The sequence below is a fragment of the Brevibacterium aurantiacum genome (assembly GCF_003932995.1).
In the GTDB taxonomy this organism is placed as follows: domain Bacteria; phylum Actinomycetota; class Actinomycetes; order Actinomycetales; family Brevibacteriaceae; genus Brevibacterium; species Brevibacterium aurantiacum.
The window spans coordinates 424,134-442,067 of sequence record NZ_CP025333.1; the positions used below are offsets into that span (position 1 = coordinate 424,134).

A 17,934-nucleotide genomic window follows, 5' to 3' on the forward strand; every position below is an offset into this window, starting at 1 on the left:
GTCTAGCGAGCGGTCTCTGCCTCGAGATTGCGTTCCCCTGATCCGAGCGCGGTCACTGTGCGATAAGCCGGTGGCCGCGCTCGCCTCTGCCTGACACCCGCAACTCCAATTCCTCCCCGCGCCAATAGCAACCGCTGGTTTCACTCGAGGCACCGGAAGTGCCAATTCATACATGTGCGGCGGGGTGATTTGCTGCTTGTGGTGAGGGGTAGCCCGCCGGCGATCGCGCAAAGAAGTGCGGCCACCGGAGTTGTCTCCGATGGCCGCACTCTCATAAAACTGGAACCGTTCTGCACTGCGGTTCAGCCTCCGCGGATCAGTCTCTGTGTCTCAGGCTGCTCCTCACCGCGGTGGCCCCTCAGCGGGTCACTTCTTGCGCAGTGACTTCACCTTCGCGAGCAGTTCGTTTTCCGCATTGGGTCCTGCCTTGACGCCGGTGGGCAGACGGAACATGAAGACGATGCCGACGGCGAGCCAGAGTCCGAACATCGCCCACGACTGCCACGCCAGCTGCGCGGAGTACGGGGTGATGGGCAGATAGAGGATGAAGAGCGCCAAGGTGAGCACGGCCGAGATGATGCCGATGATCATGCCGCCATTGCCCTTGCCGCCGATGCGCAGAGGACGGTCCATCGCAGGTTCGCGCTTGCGCAGAATGATGAACCCGACGCTGACGAGGAAGTAGGCGATGACGATCGCCGGTGAACCCGCGTCGACGATCCACCCCAGAGCGGCCGAGCCGAGGAACGGGGCCAGGGCCGAGAGGATTCCGATGAAGATGATCGAGTTGACGGGGGTGCGGTACTTGGGGTGCAGCTTGCCGAACCAGGCAGGGATCATGCCAGCCACGGCCATGGCCCACATCAGGCGGGACGAGCCCATGAGGAATGCGTTCCACGAGGTGATGATGCCGGCGAGCCCACCGGCGATGACGAGCTTGCCCCAGAAGGCGGAATTGAACATCGCCGCCAACGCGTCGGCCGTGACGAGGTCGTGGGTGGCCAGCTCGGAGGCCGGCATCGCCAGTGATGTCATCCAGATGATGATGACGTAGAACGCGATCGCCATGAAGACAGAGACGACGACGAGCTTGCCGATCTTGGCCGGCGGGAGCTTGATCTCCTCCGCCGACTGCGGGATGACGTCGAAGCCGACGAACAGGAAGGGCACAACGGCGACGACGGCGATGAAACCGGCACCGCCACCGGTGAAGAGCGGCTCGGCATTGGCAGCTTCGCCGCCGGTCAGGCCACCGGCCAGTAGGAGGAACGCGACGATGATGAGGAACGAGACGACGAATGTCTGCACCAGCGAGGCGAGTTTGACGCCCCGAATATTGATCCAGGCGATGATGATTGCGGTCACGGTGCCGACAAGCGCCCAGGTCAGATACACATCGGAATCGGCGATGGTCCACAGCTTGATGTGTTCGAGATTCGGAAACAGATACAGGGCGGTCTTCGGCACTGCGACTGCTTCGAACATGACAACGCTGATGTAGCCGCCGGTGATCGCCCAGGACCCGAAGAGCGAGACCTTGGGACCCATCGCCCGGATGAGATAGTTGTGCTCACCTCCAGCGTGCGGCATGGCCGCGACCATCTCGGAATAGACCGTGCCGACGAAGCACATGATGATGCCGCCGACGACGAATGCGAGAATCGCACCCAGGGTGCCGGCACCGCTGAGCCATTCTCCGGTGAGGACGACCCAGCCGAAGCCGATCATCGCCCCGAATCCGATGAATAGTGCATCGACTGAGCCAAGCGCCTTGACGAAACCGTGGCCTCGGTCATCGACCTCTGTCTGCTGCTGGTGCGACATCGCATCCCTCTCTTCAACCTACTGTGCTGTTGTGCACAGTAGCAGGATTCTGAGAGTTTCCGGCCGGTAATCTCAACGTCAGCTCCGAAACGGACGCGGGTGCCATTGCGCAGCGCAAGTCGGCTTTCATCCAGCGCATGTGAAGCGGCGAGAACACGTGCTGTGAGTTTGCCGTGCCACGGTTTCGGTGGGTGTCTTGGTGCTAGATTTCTCGCTGTGCACAGCACTCATCGTGATGCCATCACCCGTGTGGTGATCGGATACCTCACAGCCCTCGTGATCGGTACGGGACTGCTGATGACGCCTGCAGCTACGGTGGCACCGGGCGGCATCTCGCTGCTGTCGGGACTCTTCACCGCCACCTCGGCGCTGAGTGTGACCGGATTGGCGGTTCTCGACACCGGAGGAGATTTCACCTTCTTCGGTCAGGCGGTCATCCTCGTCCTCATCCAGATCGGCGGCCTCGGCGTCCTCCTCTTCACCGCTCTCCTGGCGATCGTGGTGGCGGGCAAGGCGGGTCTGAGGCTTCGCCAGTCCGTGGCCACGGAGACCAGGAGCTCAACGATCGGAGGAATCGGACCCATGGTGCGGCGCATCGTCGCGCTTGCCGTGGGGGCAGAGCTCGTCGTCGCTGTGGCACTCTTCCTGCGCCTGCGCCTCTTCTACGACGAACCGCTGGGTGCTGCAATATGGAACGCGGTCTTCCACGCGGTCTCAGCCTTCAACAACGCCGGCTTCGGTCTGCGCAGCAACAACCTCATGGACTTCGTGGCGGACCCATTCATCTGCGGCCCGATCAGCTGCGCCGTCATCCTCGGCGGCCTCGGGTATCCCGTGGTCATCGAATTGGCCAGACGCTACCGGTCACCGTTGACCTGGAGTCTGACCACCCGAGCCGTCGTCGTCATGACACCGGTGCTGCTCGTGGGCGGGACGATCTACATCGCGATGATCGAATGGAACAACCCGAACACCATGGGGACTCTCGACGCCTGGGGCAAGATCCAGGCCTCGGCATTCCAGTCCACGATCACCCGCACGGCCGGGTTCAACTCGGTCGACATCTCGCAGATGCATCCCGCGACCTGGCTGGGACTGGACATCCTGATGTTCATCGGAGGCGGACCCGCCGGTACCGCCGGTGGTGTGAAGATCACGACCGTCCTCGTGCTCGGGGCCATGACCTGGACAGAGTTCACCGGCGGTCGAGCAGTGAACCTGCTCGGACGGCGAGTGTCCCGGTCCGTGCACAGGCAGGCGACGACAGTCATCGTGTTGGCCCTGACTCTCATCGTTGCCGCAACCATGATCATCATGCTCGATGCTCCGTCGCTTGGCCTCGATCGGATCCTCTTCGAGGTCATCTCAGGCTTCGGCACCGTCGGGCTGTCGACGGGGATCACGACAGATCTGCCGGGACTCAGTCAGGTGGTCATCATCATCACGATGGCCCTGGGGCGACTCGGCCCCGTGACAATCGCCTCGGTGCTGGCACTGCGAGTGCGCCCGCAACGATTCGAACTGCCGAAGGAAAGGCCGCTGATCGGCTGATGGATGACAGTACCGTTGACAGTCCAGAGAGGACGTCGAAATGAATGAGAAGTCATGGTTGTCTCGGCCCGCGGTGTTCTTCGCCGGAAATCCGAAACCTGCCGCCCGACATGGAGCGGTGGCCGTGATCGGCCTGGGCCGCTTCGGAGGATCCCTGGCGAGGGAGCTCGTCAAGCACGGGGTCGAGGTCATCGGCATCGATATCTCCGAGGAGGTCGTGTCGGAACACGCCGAGGTGCTGACCTACGTCTCCCGCGGTGATGCCACCGATGAGACGGTCCTGCGCCAGATCGGCATCGAGGAGGTCGACCGGGTCGTCATCGCTGTGGGCAGCGACCTCGAAGCGAGCATCCTCATCACCTCACGCATCCTGAAATTGGGCAATCAGCACATCTGGGCCAAGGCCATCACCGAACCCCACGCCGAGATCCTGCATCAGTTGGGGGTCAAGAATGTGGTCAGCCCGGAGAACGACATGGGTCGACGCCTGGCCCACCTCATCAAGGGACACATCTCGGACTTCCTGCCCATCGACGAGGATTTCGTCCTTGCCAGAACCACACCGCCGGTGCGAGTCGCCGACGTTCCGCTGGCATCGCTGGGTCTGCGCACGGAATACGGCGTCACGATCGTCGCCTTCAAACGCGATGGCGGCGGCTCATGGGACATCGCCGACCGTGACGTCACGCTCTATGCCAACGATGAGATCCTCATCGCCGGCACCCCGCGGAACGTGGAGACCTTCAGCGAACTCGACAAGGACAACGACAGCTAGCGCGATCCGATGCCCTCGTCGACGGCGGTCGTCACTCGCCGAGGTCGACGACCTCGAACTCGAGGAGGTTGGCCTGTTCCGAGACCGGTTCTTTGCCGCTGGTCTCGTGTGAAGGCTTGCGGCCTTGGCGCCAGTTCTCGAAGTCTTCGCGTGTGGCCCACTGGGTGTAGACGAAGTACTGGTCACCGCCGGAGACCGGACGCAGCAGCTGGAAGCCTTCGAAGCCGGGTGAACCGTCGACGGAGTGCTTGCGCGCAGCGAAGCGCTTCTCGAGTTCGCCGCGTGCAGCTTCGGGAACGGTGAGGGTGTTGATGGCGACGACTGACATAGACGCTCCTAAAGAAGAGGGTTCGTGACGCCGAGGCGAGTCCGGAGACTGGGATCGACGTCGAGCTGTGGTTTCGACCGGCAACCAGTGGCAATGGCCGGTCGGTCTTCAGCCTACGATCCGATTCTGGATCTCCGCTGAAGTTCTCACCGGGTCAGTTCGTCCGCGGTCTTCTTCGTCGTGTCGATGACGCCGAAGGCAGTACCGGAACCGGCGCCGAGGTGGGGTGAGGTGAACGCGGAATCGGCAGTGCCGTGGCAGTCGGGGCACGTGACGGATTCGGGTTTCCGGCTCATCGGAAAGTCCTGTTCGGTGTCGCCGCAGGTCGTGCATCGGTAGACGTAGGTGGGCACAAGATCACTCTTCTCGAAATCATTGCCGACGGATCAGCGCCGACAGATCAGCCTTGATGTATTCCTACACCGCCACCGGGGAAGACTCAAGTGTGCTGGCGAGAATTCACTGCTCGGCCACCGCGATTTCGGTGAAGCGAAGCTCGGGGTCGTGGCGTTTCGCAGCACGTCGGATCCGCTCCGCTGTGAGCCGGCTGATCTCGGGGAAACCGTCCTCGGAGTCCGCGCCGACCAGGCTGCGCGCGTTCTTCGTCTGCAGCGGTTCCGGGGTCTGGATGAGGATGAACGTGCGTGAGCCTGCATCGCGTTCGTTAGCCGCCATCACCGCCTGCGCAGTTGTGCCAGAGCCGGCGAAGAAGTCGAGGACGATCGCCCCGGGGTCGAAGAAGGTCTGTGAGGCCACAAGTGTCTTGACCAGTTCGACGGGCTTCGGATAGCTGAAGATCCCACCCAGCCCGAGATCCTCGAGATCGTTCTGTCCGCCCAGGGCCTTGATGATCGAGTAGAGCTTGGAGCTCGCCTTCTCTGCCGGCGTCACCCGCACCACGGCATGCTTGCCCGCAGGACCCCAGGGACGCAGAACATATTCGCCCGTGCCCAGCTTCGCATCCACCTCGGCGAGCTTCTTTGGGCCCTTGACCTCGAGGATGTCCTCGTACATGAGCCGACGTTCCTGGCCGCGGGCGTAGCGGCCGAAGCCGGCGCGCAGCACATCGGTCTCGACGAGCATGCGTTTGCCGTCGATGATCTCCAGCTTCGCCGGTGCCTTCTTCTCGGTCAGGAACGCACCCGCCTGATCAGCGACTTTGGCCCACACATGGACGTAGTCGTGACCGCGGACGAAGGAGGGGGAGTTGCCTCCGCCCTTCGCACGCTGATGGATCAGGGTGCCCAGCGAATTATCTTCGCCGAAGATCTCGTGCCCCAGCAGCTGCGCCCAGGCACTCTCACCATCGTCGAGGTGAAGGAAGATCACACCGTCCTCGCGCATGAGTTCGCGTGCGAGCATCAGCCGCGGCGTCATGAAGTTCAGCCAGCTCGCGTGATCGTGCCCGTGATCCTTATACGCCAGCGCATTGCCCGTGTTGTAGGGCGGATCGATGTAGACGACCTTGATCCGCCCCCGATGCGTGGCCAGCAGCCTGGTCAGCGCCGGCAGATTGTCCCCGACGACGAGCATGTTCTCATCGATCGTGGGCACGTAGGTGTCACCCTCGCGAAGAAAGTGCGGACCCTCGCCGAGGTGGCCGGAAGCATCCGTGGAGATCAGCCGTCGACCGAGTGCGAAGGCAGCGTCCTTGCCAGTCCAGTTCAGGGCCGTCGACATCCTTCTCCTTCTCCGCGATCGGTGCCAAGATTGCTGTATGAGTATTTCACGAGTGGCCGTGGTCGGTGCCGGAATCGTCGGAGTGGCGCTCGCCCGCGAGATCACCAGCCGGTTCCCGGACGCCGAAGTCACCGTCTTCGACAAGGCCGAACGCGTGGCCGCACATCAGAGCGGGCACACCTCGGGTGTCGTGGATCCCGCCCTCGCCGCGCAGCCGGGATCGCCGGAGGCGAAGCTCGCCCACCGAGGTGTGGAGCTGTTGGTCCCGTTCGTGTCCGAACGCGGCATCCCCTACCGCGAGTGCGGTCAGCTGCTCGTTGCACAGAACACGGACGAGGCCGACCGGCTCGAGGAGATCCTCGCCCGGGCCGAAGCGAACTCGATCCCGGGAGTCCGACTGCTTGACCGCAAGGAGATGCGGGAGATCGAACCTAACGCCAGGGGCGTCCTCGCACTGTACGCACCGCACACGGCCGTCACCGATTTCACTGCTCTGACCGAGGCGCTCGCCTCCGATGTCAGCGCTGCCGGCGGCACGTTCCGCTTCGGCACAGAGGTCACCGGCTTCGACGTGATGAGCAACGAGGTTCGCCTGCGCATGCGCGCGGCAGCACCGGAGTCACACGACGGGGTGGAAGACGATGGCGATGCTGGTGGCGACGATGCCGCCGGCAGTAGCGATTCCGAAGGCCGTGACGAATCTTCAAGCCGCGACGAGTCTTCTGAACGCAGCGATATCGACGATCAGGTGCACGAGGCTCCGCGAACGTATCGCGGGGACAACACCACCGGACCGGTCATTGACTTCCGCGATGAGCTGCGCAGCCGCTTCGGCTCTCAGGACTGGTTCAAACAGGTCGAAGACACGATCGGCAGTCTCAGCGACCGATTCACCAATCCCACTTCGGGGAGCGAACGTCCGGCTCCCCATGAGCGCGATCGCCCGGCTGCCCGCGAGCGTGATCGTCCGGATCGTGCCGAGGGCACGGAGGTGTTCGACCTCGTCATCGTCTGCGCCGGCCTCCAAGCCGACCGGCTGGCGGTGGCCTCCGGCTTCGACGACGACCCCCGCATCGTCCCGTTCACCAGCGACTACTACGCCGTCGACGCCCCCGCCGAGGTGGTCCGGGGCATCATCAGCACGGTTCCCGATCCGAGTTCCCCGTTCTCCGAGAGGTCCGTGGTCAGGGGCATCAACGACGGACTGGTCCTGGGGCCGAACACCATCGTGTCCCTGGGGCGCGAACGCTATGACAAGCACGGCTTCGACCTCGGCGATATGGGATCGACGGTCGGCTTCAAGGGGTTCTGGAAGTTCGCCGCACAGACAGCGAAGACCGCCGCCCGTGGAGCTAAATCGGCCGTGAGCACCTCCGCCTTCGTCGAGGAGATCCGGAAGTTCGTTCCGGCCATCGACGCCTCGGCCGTCCGGGCAGACTCCCGCGGTATCCGCGCACAGGCCATCGACGCCGAGGGCACACTCGTGGACGAGCTGCGGGTGACCACGCGCGGCAGGCTCACCATGGTCAGAAGCCTCCCGAAGTCAGGGGCCACCTCGGCGCTGGCGACGGCCGAACGCATCGCGAACCAGGTCTTCGACGGGCCTGCCGACGCGGACGACTGAGACGTACGACTCAGCCGGAGTGGCGTTCGAGGAACTCGTAGACCTCGGTGTCATCGACGCCTGGGACAGCGCCCGGGGGCACAGCCGCGAGCAGGGATGCGTGCATCTGCGCCGAGGGCAGCGCCTGGTTCTCCCACTTCTCGGCGAGGTCCTCCGGCGCCTGCCGGCAGCAGGCGGGATCCGGGCAGGCCGACTTCGACCGGATCGGTGATTCTCGTCCTTCGAACCACTTCACGTGGGCGAACGGAACGCCCACGCTGATGGCGAAGTCACCGCCGGGGAGCACGCGTGCGGTGCACCAGAACGACCCCTCCGGGGTGTCCGTGTACTGGTAGTACGGGCTGAACCTGTCGGCGACCCGGAATACCGTGCGCGAGGTGAACCGTTTGCACGCGAACTGCCCTTCGATGGCGCCGAGCGGGTCGGTCGGATACGGCAGACCGTCATTCGAGTACGCCTTGTGGATCGTGCCCGAGCGATGGACCTTCATGAAGTGCACGGGCAGTCCCAGATGCTCGGTGGCCAGGTTCGTGAACCGGTGGGCGGCCATCTCGTAGCTGACTCCGAACATATCGCGCAGGTGCTCGACCGAGATCTCACGCTTGCGCTTCTCCTCCACGAGCATCGGCACGGCAGCGCTCTGCGGCAGCAGAACCGCCGCGGCCAGATAGTTCGCCTCGACCCGCTGCTGGAGGAACTCGCTGAAGTCCTTCGGGGAATCATGGCCGAGAACGTGGGCGGCGAGGCTGGTGAGGAGATGGGAGCGCGGATCCGCGGCGGCATCGGCGTTGGGCAGGTAGAGACGGTTGTTCGCGGTATCGGAGATCGACCGGGTCGAATTCGGCAGGTCAGAGACATAGTGGAGGCTGAATCCCAGCTTCTCCGCGATCATCGCCGTCTGCCGCTGTGACACGGTGCCGGACTCGTAGTCGGCTAAGCGCAGCAGCTCCGCGGCCTGGGCCTCCAGGTCGGCGAAGTAGTTGTTCTTCTCGCGCATCCTCTCGCGCAGCTCCCGGTTGGCCCGACGGGCCTCTTCCGGTGTCGCGGCCCGACGTTCGAGAACCTGGCCCAGCTGCCTCTGCAGACCCACGATCGCTTCGAGCGCATCGTGGGGCAGCGATTTGATCCGCACCTGCGGCAGACCCAGCGAGGAGTACATGGGGGAGGCCTGGTTGCGTTCGGCCTCGAGCTCAAGGGCCTGCCTGCCGTCGACGGGGGTGGGGTCGATGAGCTCGGCAACCTCGGTGTGCAGGGCCTTCGCGATGGCGCTGAGCAGGGTGACAGAAGTTTCTCGCTTGCCGTTCTCAATCGTCGAGATCTGGGAGGCTGCACGCCCCACCTTCTCGCCCAGCTCGGTGAGGGTCAGTCCGCGCTGTTTGCGAAAAAACCGAATTCTTCTGCCGATGCTCAGGGTATCCGCTTCTGCTTCTGCATCCCTCAGATCGGTCTCGTTGCTTGTCATTGCGGCTCCAATCGTCATCGTGGCGTGGTTCACATGCGCTGAAAATCAGTATGACAGAACGCCGGAATTTCTAAAACCGGAAAACTGCCGATTATTCATCGGAGAAATGTCTGTCGGGCCCCTTGCGGTCACGGCAGACTGATCTCACCAACCCCGAACGACGAGGAGTGAATGAGAATGACTGAGAACACCACGCAGAGCAACTTGCACGATGCTGAGGCCATCCGCCGCGATTGGGCCACCAATGCCCGCTGGTCGGGAGTTGCTCGTGACTACGAGCCCGAGGATGTCGTCAAACTGCGCGGTTCGCTGATCGAAGAGCACACGCTGGCTCGCCACGGTGCCGAGCGCCTCTGGAACCAGGTGGCCTCCACCGACATCAAGTCCGGCGACTACGTCAACGCACTCGGTGCGCTGACCGGCAACCAGGCAGTGGAGCAGGTCAAGGCCGGCCTCAACGCCATCTACCTTTCCGGCTGGCAGGTCGCCGCCGATGCGAACAATGCCGGACAGACCTACCCTGATCAGTCGATCTACCCGGCCAACTCGGTGCCGCAGGTCGTGCGTCGCATCAACAACGCTCTGATGCGCGCCGACCAGATCGAGACCTCGGAAGGCAAGAAGAACGTCGACGACTGGTTCGCTCCGATCGTGGCCGACGCAGAAGCAGGCTTCGGCGGTTCGATCAACGTCTACGAGCTCATGCGCTCGATGATCTCCTCCGGCGCAGCCGGTGTGCACTTCGAAGATCAGCTCGGTTCCGAGAAGAAGTGCGGCCACCTCGGCGGCAAGGTTCTCGTTCCGACCTCGCAGCACATCCGCACCCTCAACGCGGCTCGCCTCGCAGCCGACGTCGAGAACGTGCCCAGCCTCGTCATCGCCCGTACCGACGCAGAAGCGGCAACGCTGATGACCTCGGACATCGACGAGCGCGATCAGCGCTTCGTCACCGGTGAGCGCACCTCCGAAGGCTTCTACAAGATCACGAACGGCATCGAAGCAGGCATCGCCCGCGGACTGTCCTTCGCTCCCTACGCGGACATGCTGTGGATGGAGACCTCCACACCGGACCTCGAAGCTGCCAAGAAGTTCGCGGACGCCATCCACGCGGAGTACCCGGACCAGATGCTGGCCTACAACTGCTCGCCGTCGTTCAACTGGCGCAAGCACCTCGACGATGCCACCATCGCGAAGTTCCAGCGTGAGCTGGGAGCCATGGGCTACAAGTTCCAGTTCATCACCCTGGCCGGCTTCCACGCGCTCAACTACTCGATGTTCGATCTGGCTCACGGCTACGCCCGCAACCAGATGACCTCGTACGTCGAGCTGCAGGAACGCGAGTTCGCTGCCGAGGACCGCGGCTACACCGCAACCAAGCACCAGCGTGAGGTCGGAACCGGATACTTCGACCTGGTCTCGACCGCGCTGAACCCAGAGTCCTCGACGACAGCTCTGGCCGGTTCGACCGAATCCGCTCAGTTCAGCTGAGCCTCCGGTGACCCGACCGGTCACGCGAGGACGGACACCGGCTTCGCCGGGCCCGGTCACCTAGTACTCGGCGCGGATCGACAGTGTTTTCACGGGGTTTGCACTGTTGGTCCGCGCCGGCACACCACACATCACAGCTCCAACCACAACCTCGGCGACACAAGCAGCACCACCGAAGCACCGCACCACCGAAGTACCGAAGCACCGCCATCGCACCACACATCAGCAGCACACATTCCGACGGGTGAGGAGAAGCCCCATGTCTCACATCAAAATCAACGCCCCCATCGAACCAGGCTTCGACACAATCCTCTCGGAGTCCGCCCTCAACTTCATCGCGGCACTCCACGATCGCTTCAGCGACCGTTTGGGCAAGCTGCTCGGTGTCCGTGGACGTCAGGCGCAGAGCATCCGGAACGGCACGTTCCCGAGGTTCACCCCCGACACCGCAGGAATCCGGGCCGACACCACCTGGAAGGTCGCCGGCTCGACCGGAGCTCCCGGTCTCGAAGACCGCCGCGTTGAGCTGACCGGCCCCGTCTCCGAACCCGAAGTGATTGCGGCACTGAACTCCCGTGCGAAGGTCTGGCTCGCCGACCTCGAAGACGCGACCAGCCCGACCTGGGCCAACATCATCGGCGGACAGCTCAACCTGTTCAACGCCATCCGCGGCAATCTGCCCGGCGTGAACAACCGCCAGCAGCCCACCATCGGACTGCGCCCCCGCGGCTGGCACCTGCCCGAGAAGCACCTGCTCCATGTTGACGGCCAGGGCAGGGAGACAGAGACCTCGGGCGCCATGGTCGACTTCGGTCTCTACTTCTTCCACAACGCACGCCGACTCGTCGACAGCGGCTCGGGACCCTACTTCTACCTGCCGAAGCTCGAATCCTTCCGCGAAGCACGCCTGTGGAACGAGATCTTCGTCTTCGCTCAGGACTACATGGGTCTGCCGCAGGGAACCATCCGAGCCACGGCACACATCGAGACGATCACCGCTGTGTTCCAGATGGAAGAGATCCTGTGGGAGCTGCGCGACCACTGTGCAGGACTCAACGCGGCCGGCTGGGACTACCTGTTCTCGCTGGTGAAGAACTTCCGCAACTCCCCGGAGTGGGTGCTGCCGGATCGTGAGCACCTGACCATGGGACTGCCGCTGCTGCAGGCATTCGCCGACCGTCTCGTCTCAACCTGCCACCGTCGCGGAGCACACGCGATCGGCACCATGAGCAACCTCATGACCACGCACCCGGACAAGGAATTCGTGGCCTCAGAGATGGTGAAGATGCGCGAAGACAAGGCTCGCGAAGCCTCACGCGGCTTCGACGGCACCTGGGTGGCCGAGCCGGGACTCGTCGATGACGCGCTTGAGGTCTTCGACGCAGCACTCGGCGACAAGCCCAACCAGCTCGACAACCGCCGCGTCGATGCCCACGCCTGCGCCGAGCACATGCTCGACGTGTCGGGACTGGACAAGACGGTCACCGAGGAAGGCGTTCGCCTCAACATCCGCGTGGCCATCGGCTACATGAACGAATGGTTGGGCGGCAACGGCAACGTTGCCCTCGAGAACCTGCTCGAGGACGCCTCGACCGCAGAGATCTCGCGGTCCCAGATCTGGCAGTGGATCCGCCACTCGGTGACCTTGGACAACGGCAAGCAGCTGACCCGCGACCTGGTCGAGCGCTACATGGGCGAGGAGCTCGCAGTCATCGAGCGCCACCCCGCCGACCACTACACCGAAGCGGTTGAGATCTTCCGCAAGAGCGCACTGGGTGAGGACTTCCCCGAATTCCTCACGATGCCCGCCTACTCCGACCACCTGGTCGACAGGGTGTCGAAGGGCGCGGTGTTCGCGGCCTGATCTGAACTCACCGACTACCCGGATGTCGGACAACAGCCACTCGACAGGCTGCGGTCCGACATCCGGGTTTCTCTGTTCTGGCTCAGCTCGAGCGGAAGAGCTCAGCTCCACTCAGCGGGAGGCCACGGCTGGCCGTCGGCCTGGGCATTGAGCTGGTAGGAGATCGCCCCATCGATGGACTCGCGGATGATGTCGGCATGCCCGGCATGACGAGCGATCTCCGTGGTGAGATGGCACAGGATCCACCGGACATTCATGACGAAGTCCTTGGGCATCCAGGGATTGCCCGGCATCGGAACCACGGTGCCCAGATCGGTTCCATTGACTGCGACAGCCTGACGAGCCAACTCGATTTCGGCGATGCTCTTCTCAAAAATCACCACCACCTCGGCGATGTCGAGGTCGGGAACCGCTGAACCATCGAACATTCCATCGAGTCCGAGCCCGTCGTTGATCGTCGGATACTCCTCTTCATCGATGTATCGCTCGGGCTCCTTCACCTGCAGCAGCCACCCGTTGAGGACCTGCGCCGCATGGGCCAGCAGACCCGCGATGCTCAACGGGCTCGTGGTCGGAGTGCTGCGAGCCTGTTCATCGGTGAGGTCGAGGGCCGTGAGCTTGAGCTGCGTGCACTGCTGCTCGAGGTAGGTGAACAGCGCGTCGGCTTCGGTCGTGACTGATGGGGCGAAGAATGCCATGAGAACTCCTGATCGTGTGTCGTCGATCCGGTCATCCCCGGATCATTGATACCAGTGTCTCCAGCGATGCGGACATATAATGTCCGCTATGACCGTTGAATCTCGCCTGCTCTCCCTCTTGGGGATGCTCGCCGCGGGACGGACCTACACCGCGGGTGAGCTGGGCGCACACTTCGGTGTCACCCCACGCTCGGTTCGTCGCGATATCGCGAGCCTGCGGGAACTCGGCTATGTCATCGAATCCCTCCCCGGAGCGACCGGCGGATACCGCGCCCACTCGCGCACAGTCCTGCCTCCACTGCAGCTGCAGACCGGTGAAGCGCTGGCCACGGCCGTCGGTCTGTCCCTGCTCAACGGAGCCGGGCTGAGCACGACTGATGTGGAGTCGGCCACCGCGAAGCTGCGCACAATGCTGCCTCCGGTCATGCACAAGACGATCGGAGACATCAGCACGGCGGTGTCCGTCCTCCCTGGTCACGAACCCGGAGTCGACATGACAGCGGTGATGACGACCACCTCGGCGATCGCGTCGAGAAACGTCCTCACGTTCGCCCATGAGAAACGACGCCCCACCAGATCCGAGACGAGATCCGAGACGACGCAACGCCGGGTGGAGCCGGTGCGCATGGTCGTCCTCGGCGGGCACTGGTACCTCTACGGCTGGGATCTCACCCGCAGCGATTGGCGAGTCTTCCGCCTCGACCGGATGAGTGAGATTCACGAAACGACGTTCGCCTTCGCCCCCAGGGACCATCCCGACGCCGAGGTGGCCGTGAGTTCCGCTGTCACCACCGCTGCGTACCGCCACACGGTGATCCTGGAGGTCGATGCCACCGTGGCCGAGACCAAGGCCTGGTTCCCGACAAGGACAGCGACGATTACGAATTCCGGCGACGGTGCCCGCGTGGAATTCGGGGTCGAGGACCTGGCGTGGGCGGCAGTGATCACGGCAGCGACTCCCGTGGACTTCCGGGTCATCGAGCCACCGGAACTGCTGGATGCACTGCGCGATCTGGGACAGCGGGCGGCCCAAGTGAGCAGAACCGGCAGTACGGAAATGGTGGCAGCCGAACGGAGCGAGCAGTGATGTGCGCCCGGATTCGAAGCACAGCCGGTCTCGGGGTGCGGCGGCGGTGACCGTGGGATGTCCTGTGGATGATACGGGAATGAACGAATCAGGACCGAGCCAATATACTTGTTGTTATGACGATTCTCATTGGCTATCTTCCTGCTCCTGAGGGTGAGGCGGCTCTGCGCGCGGGCTTCGCAGAGGCCAAACTTCGGTCGAGCAATGCTGTCGTGATCAACTCCCAACGACGCGGAGCCAGTGGAACCCCGACCGAGATCGACCAAGACGTCATCGACCGCATCGTCTCTCTCGGCAAGGATTCAGACGTCGAAGTTGAGGTGCTCCAGCCCGACCATGAGGACGACCTGCCGGGAACGCTCAACGAACTCGTCGAAGAGCACGACGCCCAGCTCATCGTCATCGGACTGCGCAAACGCTCGGCGATCGGCAAGTTCATCCTCGGCTCACAGGCACAGCGGATCCTGCTCGAGGCAGAGGTCCCTGTCCTCACTGCCAAGGCCTGAGCTCAGCCCCTCGCTGTATTAGCGGCTGGGTTCGAGACCCAACCCCAGGCGAGCAGCTCCGGCAATGACACGCCCTGGGCGTTGCTGAGGTCGGCGATCTGAGTGCGGCAGGAATAGCCATCGGCGAGAACGACCCGCGTCCGGTCACCATCGCCTTCAACGGCTCCCGTCCCGGCAGCTCCACCAGCCCCAACCGCATTCGGGGTCCGGTCACGCAGTGCCTCCTGCTCGCGCAACGCCGGCAGCAGAGCCACTTCGGCCACGGCGACCGAGGTCTCATAGTGGCCCTCTTCGACGCCGAAGTTTCCGGCCAGACCGCAGCAGCCGCCCAGGAACTTCGAGGCGGCACCGGTTCTGGCCAGGAGTTCCTTGTCTGCGGCGTTGCCGAAGATCGCCGACTGATGACAGTGCGGCTGGACCAGAGCCTCGACCCCGTCCAGGCGCGGAAGTTCGGCGCCGACGCTGAGCAGGTATTGGGCGAAGGTCTGCACACGTGCCGCGACCCGGGCCGAGGCCTCATTCGCCAAGAGCTTCTGCGAATCGTCCTTCAGAGTCGCCAGGCATGAGGGTTCGACCCCGATGATCGGCACATCCCCGGTGGCATCGAGCGCGCTGATCGTCTGACCCAGATTCGCCTTCGCCGCGTCGAGCTGCCCGGTTGAGATCAGCGGCAGGCCACAGCACACGGTCTGGTCGATGACGCGCACGGTGACACCCGCGCGCTCGAGCACGGCCACGGCGGCCTCGAGGATGCGCGGTGCGAAATGATTCGACCACGAATCGGCGAACAGAACGACTTCGCGTGTCTTCGTCCCGGCCCCCACCTCGGCGGGGGTGGAGCCTGAGGTCTTCCACCACTTGCGGAAGGTCGTGGCCGCGAACTGGGGGATGGACCTGCGGACATCGATCCCGGCCATCTTCTTGGCCACGCTCGTCAGCCCAGGCAGCCCCGAGAAACGGTTGATCACCGGCGCCAGGGGAGTGATGGCGCGCGCCAGCTGCGGGAGGAACCCGAGCGAATAGTGCTTCATCGGGCGCAGCCTGCCCTTATAGGACTGGTAGAGAACCTCGGCCTTATACGTGGACATGTCCGTCCCCGTCGGGCACTCGGTGCCGCAGGCCTTGCAGGACAGGCAGAGATCGAGGGCGTCAGCGACCTCGGGGGACTGCCATGAGGAATCGAGGAGATCCCCGGACACCATCTCCTGCAGCACCCTGGCACGACCACGGGTGGAATGCCGTTCATCGCGGGTGGCCTGGTAGGACGGGCACATGACGCCACCGCTGTCGGCGGAATCGGCGCGGCATTTGCCGACACCGGTGCACCGATGCACGGCCGAGGCGAACCCAGCGGACTCACCCTCGTAGCTCATCGCCAAACTGCCGGGCAGCTCCTCCCGCAGCGGCAGCTGGGTCAGTCGCAGCGACTCGGTCAGCGCATCGGGATCGACGATGACACCCGGATTGAGCAGATACTGCGGGTCGAAGAGCTCCTTGACCTCCTTGAACAGATCGAGCACCGCCGGCGGATAGACGAGACGCAGCAGCTCGGACCGAGCCCGACCATCCCCATGCTCACCGGAGACGGACCCGCCGTAGCGGGCCACAAGCTTCGTCGCAGCGACCATGAACGTCCGCATCACCTCCGGACCGTCGGGATCCTCGAGCGGAAAGTCCACCCGCATGTGCAGGCACCCGTCACCGAAGTGCCCGTAGGGAATTCCCCACAGCCCATGCTCGGTGAGCAGTTCCATGAGATCACGCAGGTAGTCGCCGAGGTTGTCCACCGGAACCGCAGAATCCTCCCACCCGGCGTGGGCGTCACGACCATCCGGCGTCCGCGACACGAGACCGGCGCCATCGGCGCGGATCCCCCAGATCTCGGCGGCGGCCTGGGCACCCAGCACGGCAGAGTCCAAGGCAGCAGACTCCCGGATCAGTCGTTTCGTCTCATCCACCAGCTCGGCTTCGTCCTCGCCGGTGAGCTCAACCACGAGCCAGCCGGCGCCCTCGGGCAGACGGGGGACAGCCTCGGCGCCCTTGGTCTCGATGACCCGATCGAGCATGCGCTTGTCGAGGCCCTCGCAGGCCGCAACCGGAAAGCCCTTGAGCAGGGGAGCGTCGTGTGCGGCCGCGACCATGTCCTCATATCCGAGCACCACTGCCGCGGTGTTGTCGGGGTCTTTGACCAGACGCATCTTCGCGGCAAGGACGATGCCCCAGGTGCCTTCGGATCCGGCGAAGGCCAGACGCAGGTCGAAGTCGTTCTCCGGCAGCAGGGATTCGAGTCCATATCCGGAGACCTGGCGAGAGAAGGTGCCCAGATTCGTCCGGATGGTGCCCAGCTGCCCGGCGACGAGTTCGTGCAGGCGCGGGAACGTCTCTGAGGAGTCGGTGTCGTCGAGGGTGACGACGGTGCCGTCGACGAGCATGACGACCAGGGCGAGGATGTTGTCGCCGGTGCGACCGTAGCCCAGCGCACGTGGTCCGCAGGCGTTGTTGCCGATCATTCCGCCGATCGTGCAGCGCGTGTGGGTGGAGGGGTCTGGGCCGAAGCGCAGTCCGTGGGGTCGTGCCTGCGCCTGCAGGTGGGCGTGGATGCATCCGGCTTGGACCCAGGCCGACTGTGCGTCGGGGTCGAGTGAGAGGACCTCATTCATATGGCGGGAGAAGTCGAGGATGATGCCTGTGCTGATCGCATTCCCGGCGATCGAGGTGCCGGCCCCGCGGCTGGTGATGGGAACACCCAGTCGACGTGCGACTGCCAGTGTGGATGAGACGTCTGCTTCGTCGTGCGGGAACACGATGGCCTGCGGAACCAGGCGGAACAGGGACGCATCCGAGGTATAGGCGGCACGATCGGTGTCATCGACGCTGAAATCACGCACGCCCGCAGTCCTCAGCTCGGTTGAGAGAACATCGGCGAGGGACATCTCTGTCTCCGCAGACGTTCGACGTGCACCAGTGCTATGAACCGAAGTCGTCATGTTCGCATTGTGCCACTTCACGTATGCCCCGTGTACTCCCCGCGCTCGGCGTGGGACAGT

14 protein-coding genes are annotated in these 17,934 nt (G+C 63.9%); 7 read left to right on the top strand and 7 right to left on the bottom strand.

All coding sequences use genetic code 11. The annotated features are described in order from the left end of the window. Positions 1-366: 366 nt before the first annotated feature. Positions 367-1,824, bottom strand: coding sequence for an APC family permease (locus CXR25_RS01945; RefSeq protein ID WP_125240338.1), 1,458 nt, complete (start codon positions 1,822-1,824; stop codon positions 367-369). Between the two features lie 216 nt (positions 1,825-2,040). On the opposite strand from CXR25_RS01945, the gene CXR25_RS01950 reads away from it, so the two are divergent. After that, positions 2,041-3,375, top strand: a complete 1,335-nt coding sequence (locus CXR25_RS01950; RefSeq protein WP_096146944.1) for a TrkH family potassium uptake protein — start codon at positions 2,041-2,043, stop codon at positions 3,373-3,375. Positions 3,376-3,415: 40 nt separating this feature from the next. Continuing rightward, on the top strand, positions 3,416-4,150 hold the full coding sequence (locus CXR25_RS01955) for a potassium channel family protein (protein WP_083248628.1): 735 nt from the start codon (positions 3,416-3,418) through the stop codon (positions 4,148-4,150). 31 nt (positions 4,151-4,181) lie between these two features. On the opposite strand, the gene CXR25_RS01960 is transcribed toward CXR25_RS01955, so the two are convergent. The 3 genes from CXR25_RS01960 to CXR25_RS01970 form a co-directional block, all read right to left on the bottom strand. Further along, on the bottom strand, positions 4,182-4,478 hold the full coding sequence (locus tag CXR25_RS01960; protein WP_009883449.1) for an antibiotic biosynthesis monooxygenase family protein: 297 nt from the start codon (positions 4,476-4,478) through the stop codon (positions 4,182-4,184). Between the two features lie 146 nt (positions 4,479-4,624). Further along, positions 4,625-4,831: an FmdB family zinc ribbon protein gene (locus tag CXR25_RS01965; protein WP_009883448.1), complete on the bottom strand. Its 207-nt coding sequence runs from the start codon at positions 4,829-4,831 to the stop codon at positions 4,625-4,627. A gap of 106 nt (positions 4,832-4,937) precedes the next feature. After that, positions 4,938-6,158: a site-specific DNA-methyltransferase gene (locus tag CXR25_RS01970; protein ID WP_096162453.1), complete on the bottom strand. Its 1,221-nt coding sequence runs from the start codon at positions 6,156-6,158 to the stop codon at positions 4,938-4,940. Positions 6,159-6,195: 37 nt separating this feature from the next. Between CXR25_RS01970 and CXR25_RS01975 the strand changes: the two genes are divergently transcribed. Next, positions 6,196-7,782 (top strand): FAD-dependent oxidoreductase, encoded by a 1,587-nt coding sequence (locus CXR25_RS01975; protein ID WP_241212370.1) that lies wholly within the window; start codon positions 6,196-6,198, stop codon positions 7,780-7,782. A 10-nt stretch (positions 7,783-7,792) separates the two neighbouring features. Here the strand turns inward: CXR25_RS01975 and CXR25_RS01980 are convergent, their stop codons facing one another. After that, positions 7,793-9,244, bottom strand: coding sequence for a helix-turn-helix transcriptional regulator (locus CXR25_RS01980; RefSeq protein ID WP_069599345.1), 1,452 nt, complete (start codon positions 9,242-9,244; stop codon positions 7,793-7,795). Positions 9,245-9,421: 177 nt separating this feature from the next. On the opposite strand from CXR25_RS01980, the gene aceA reads away from it, so the two are divergent. Together aceA and aceB are read left to right on the top strand one after the other, a co-directional pair. After that, positions 9,422-10,732: an isocitrate lyase gene (aceA, locus tag CXR25_RS01985; RefSeq protein ID WP_069599346.1), complete on the top strand. Its 1,311-nt coding sequence runs from the start codon at positions 9,422-9,424 to the stop codon at positions 10,730-10,732. A gap of 259 nt (positions 10,733-10,991) precedes the next feature. After that, on the top strand, positions 10,992-12,596 hold the full coding sequence (aceB, locus tag CXR25_RS01990) for a malate synthase A (RefSeq protein WP_096158094.1): 1,605 nt from the start codon (positions 10,992-10,994) through the stop codon (positions 12,594-12,596). Between the two features lie 101 nt (positions 12,597-12,697). Here aceB and CXR25_RS01995 read toward each other — a convergent pair whose 3' ends face one another. Next, positions 12,698-13,294 (bottom strand): mycothiol transferase, encoded by a 597-nt coding sequence (locus tag CXR25_RS01995; protein ID WP_069599348.1) that lies wholly within the window; start codon positions 13,292-13,294, stop codon positions 12,698-12,700. Positions 13,295-13,382: 88 nt separating this feature from the next. Between CXR25_RS01995 and CXR25_RS02000 the strand changes: the two genes are divergently transcribed. Next, positions 13,383-14,381, top strand: coding sequence for a helix-turn-helix transcriptional regulator (locus CXR25_RS02000; protein WP_009883441.1), 999 nt, complete (start codon positions 13,383-13,385; stop codon positions 14,379-14,381). A 116-nt stretch (positions 14,382-14,497) separates the two neighbouring features. After that, positions 14,498-14,887, top strand: coding sequence for a universal stress protein (locus CXR25_RS02005; protein ID WP_009883440.1), 390 nt, complete (start codon positions 14,498-14,500; stop codon positions 14,885-14,887). Positions 14,888-14,889: 2 nt separating this feature from the next. On the opposite strand, the gene CXR25_RS02010 is transcribed toward CXR25_RS02005, so the two are convergent. Further along, positions 14,890-17,820, bottom strand: a complete 2,931-nt coding sequence (locus CXR25_RS02010; RefSeq protein ID WP_125240883.1) for an FAD-binding and (Fe-S)-binding domain-containing protein — start codon at positions 17,818-17,820, stop codon at positions 14,890-14,892. Positions 17,821-17,934 lie beyond the last annotated feature (114 nt).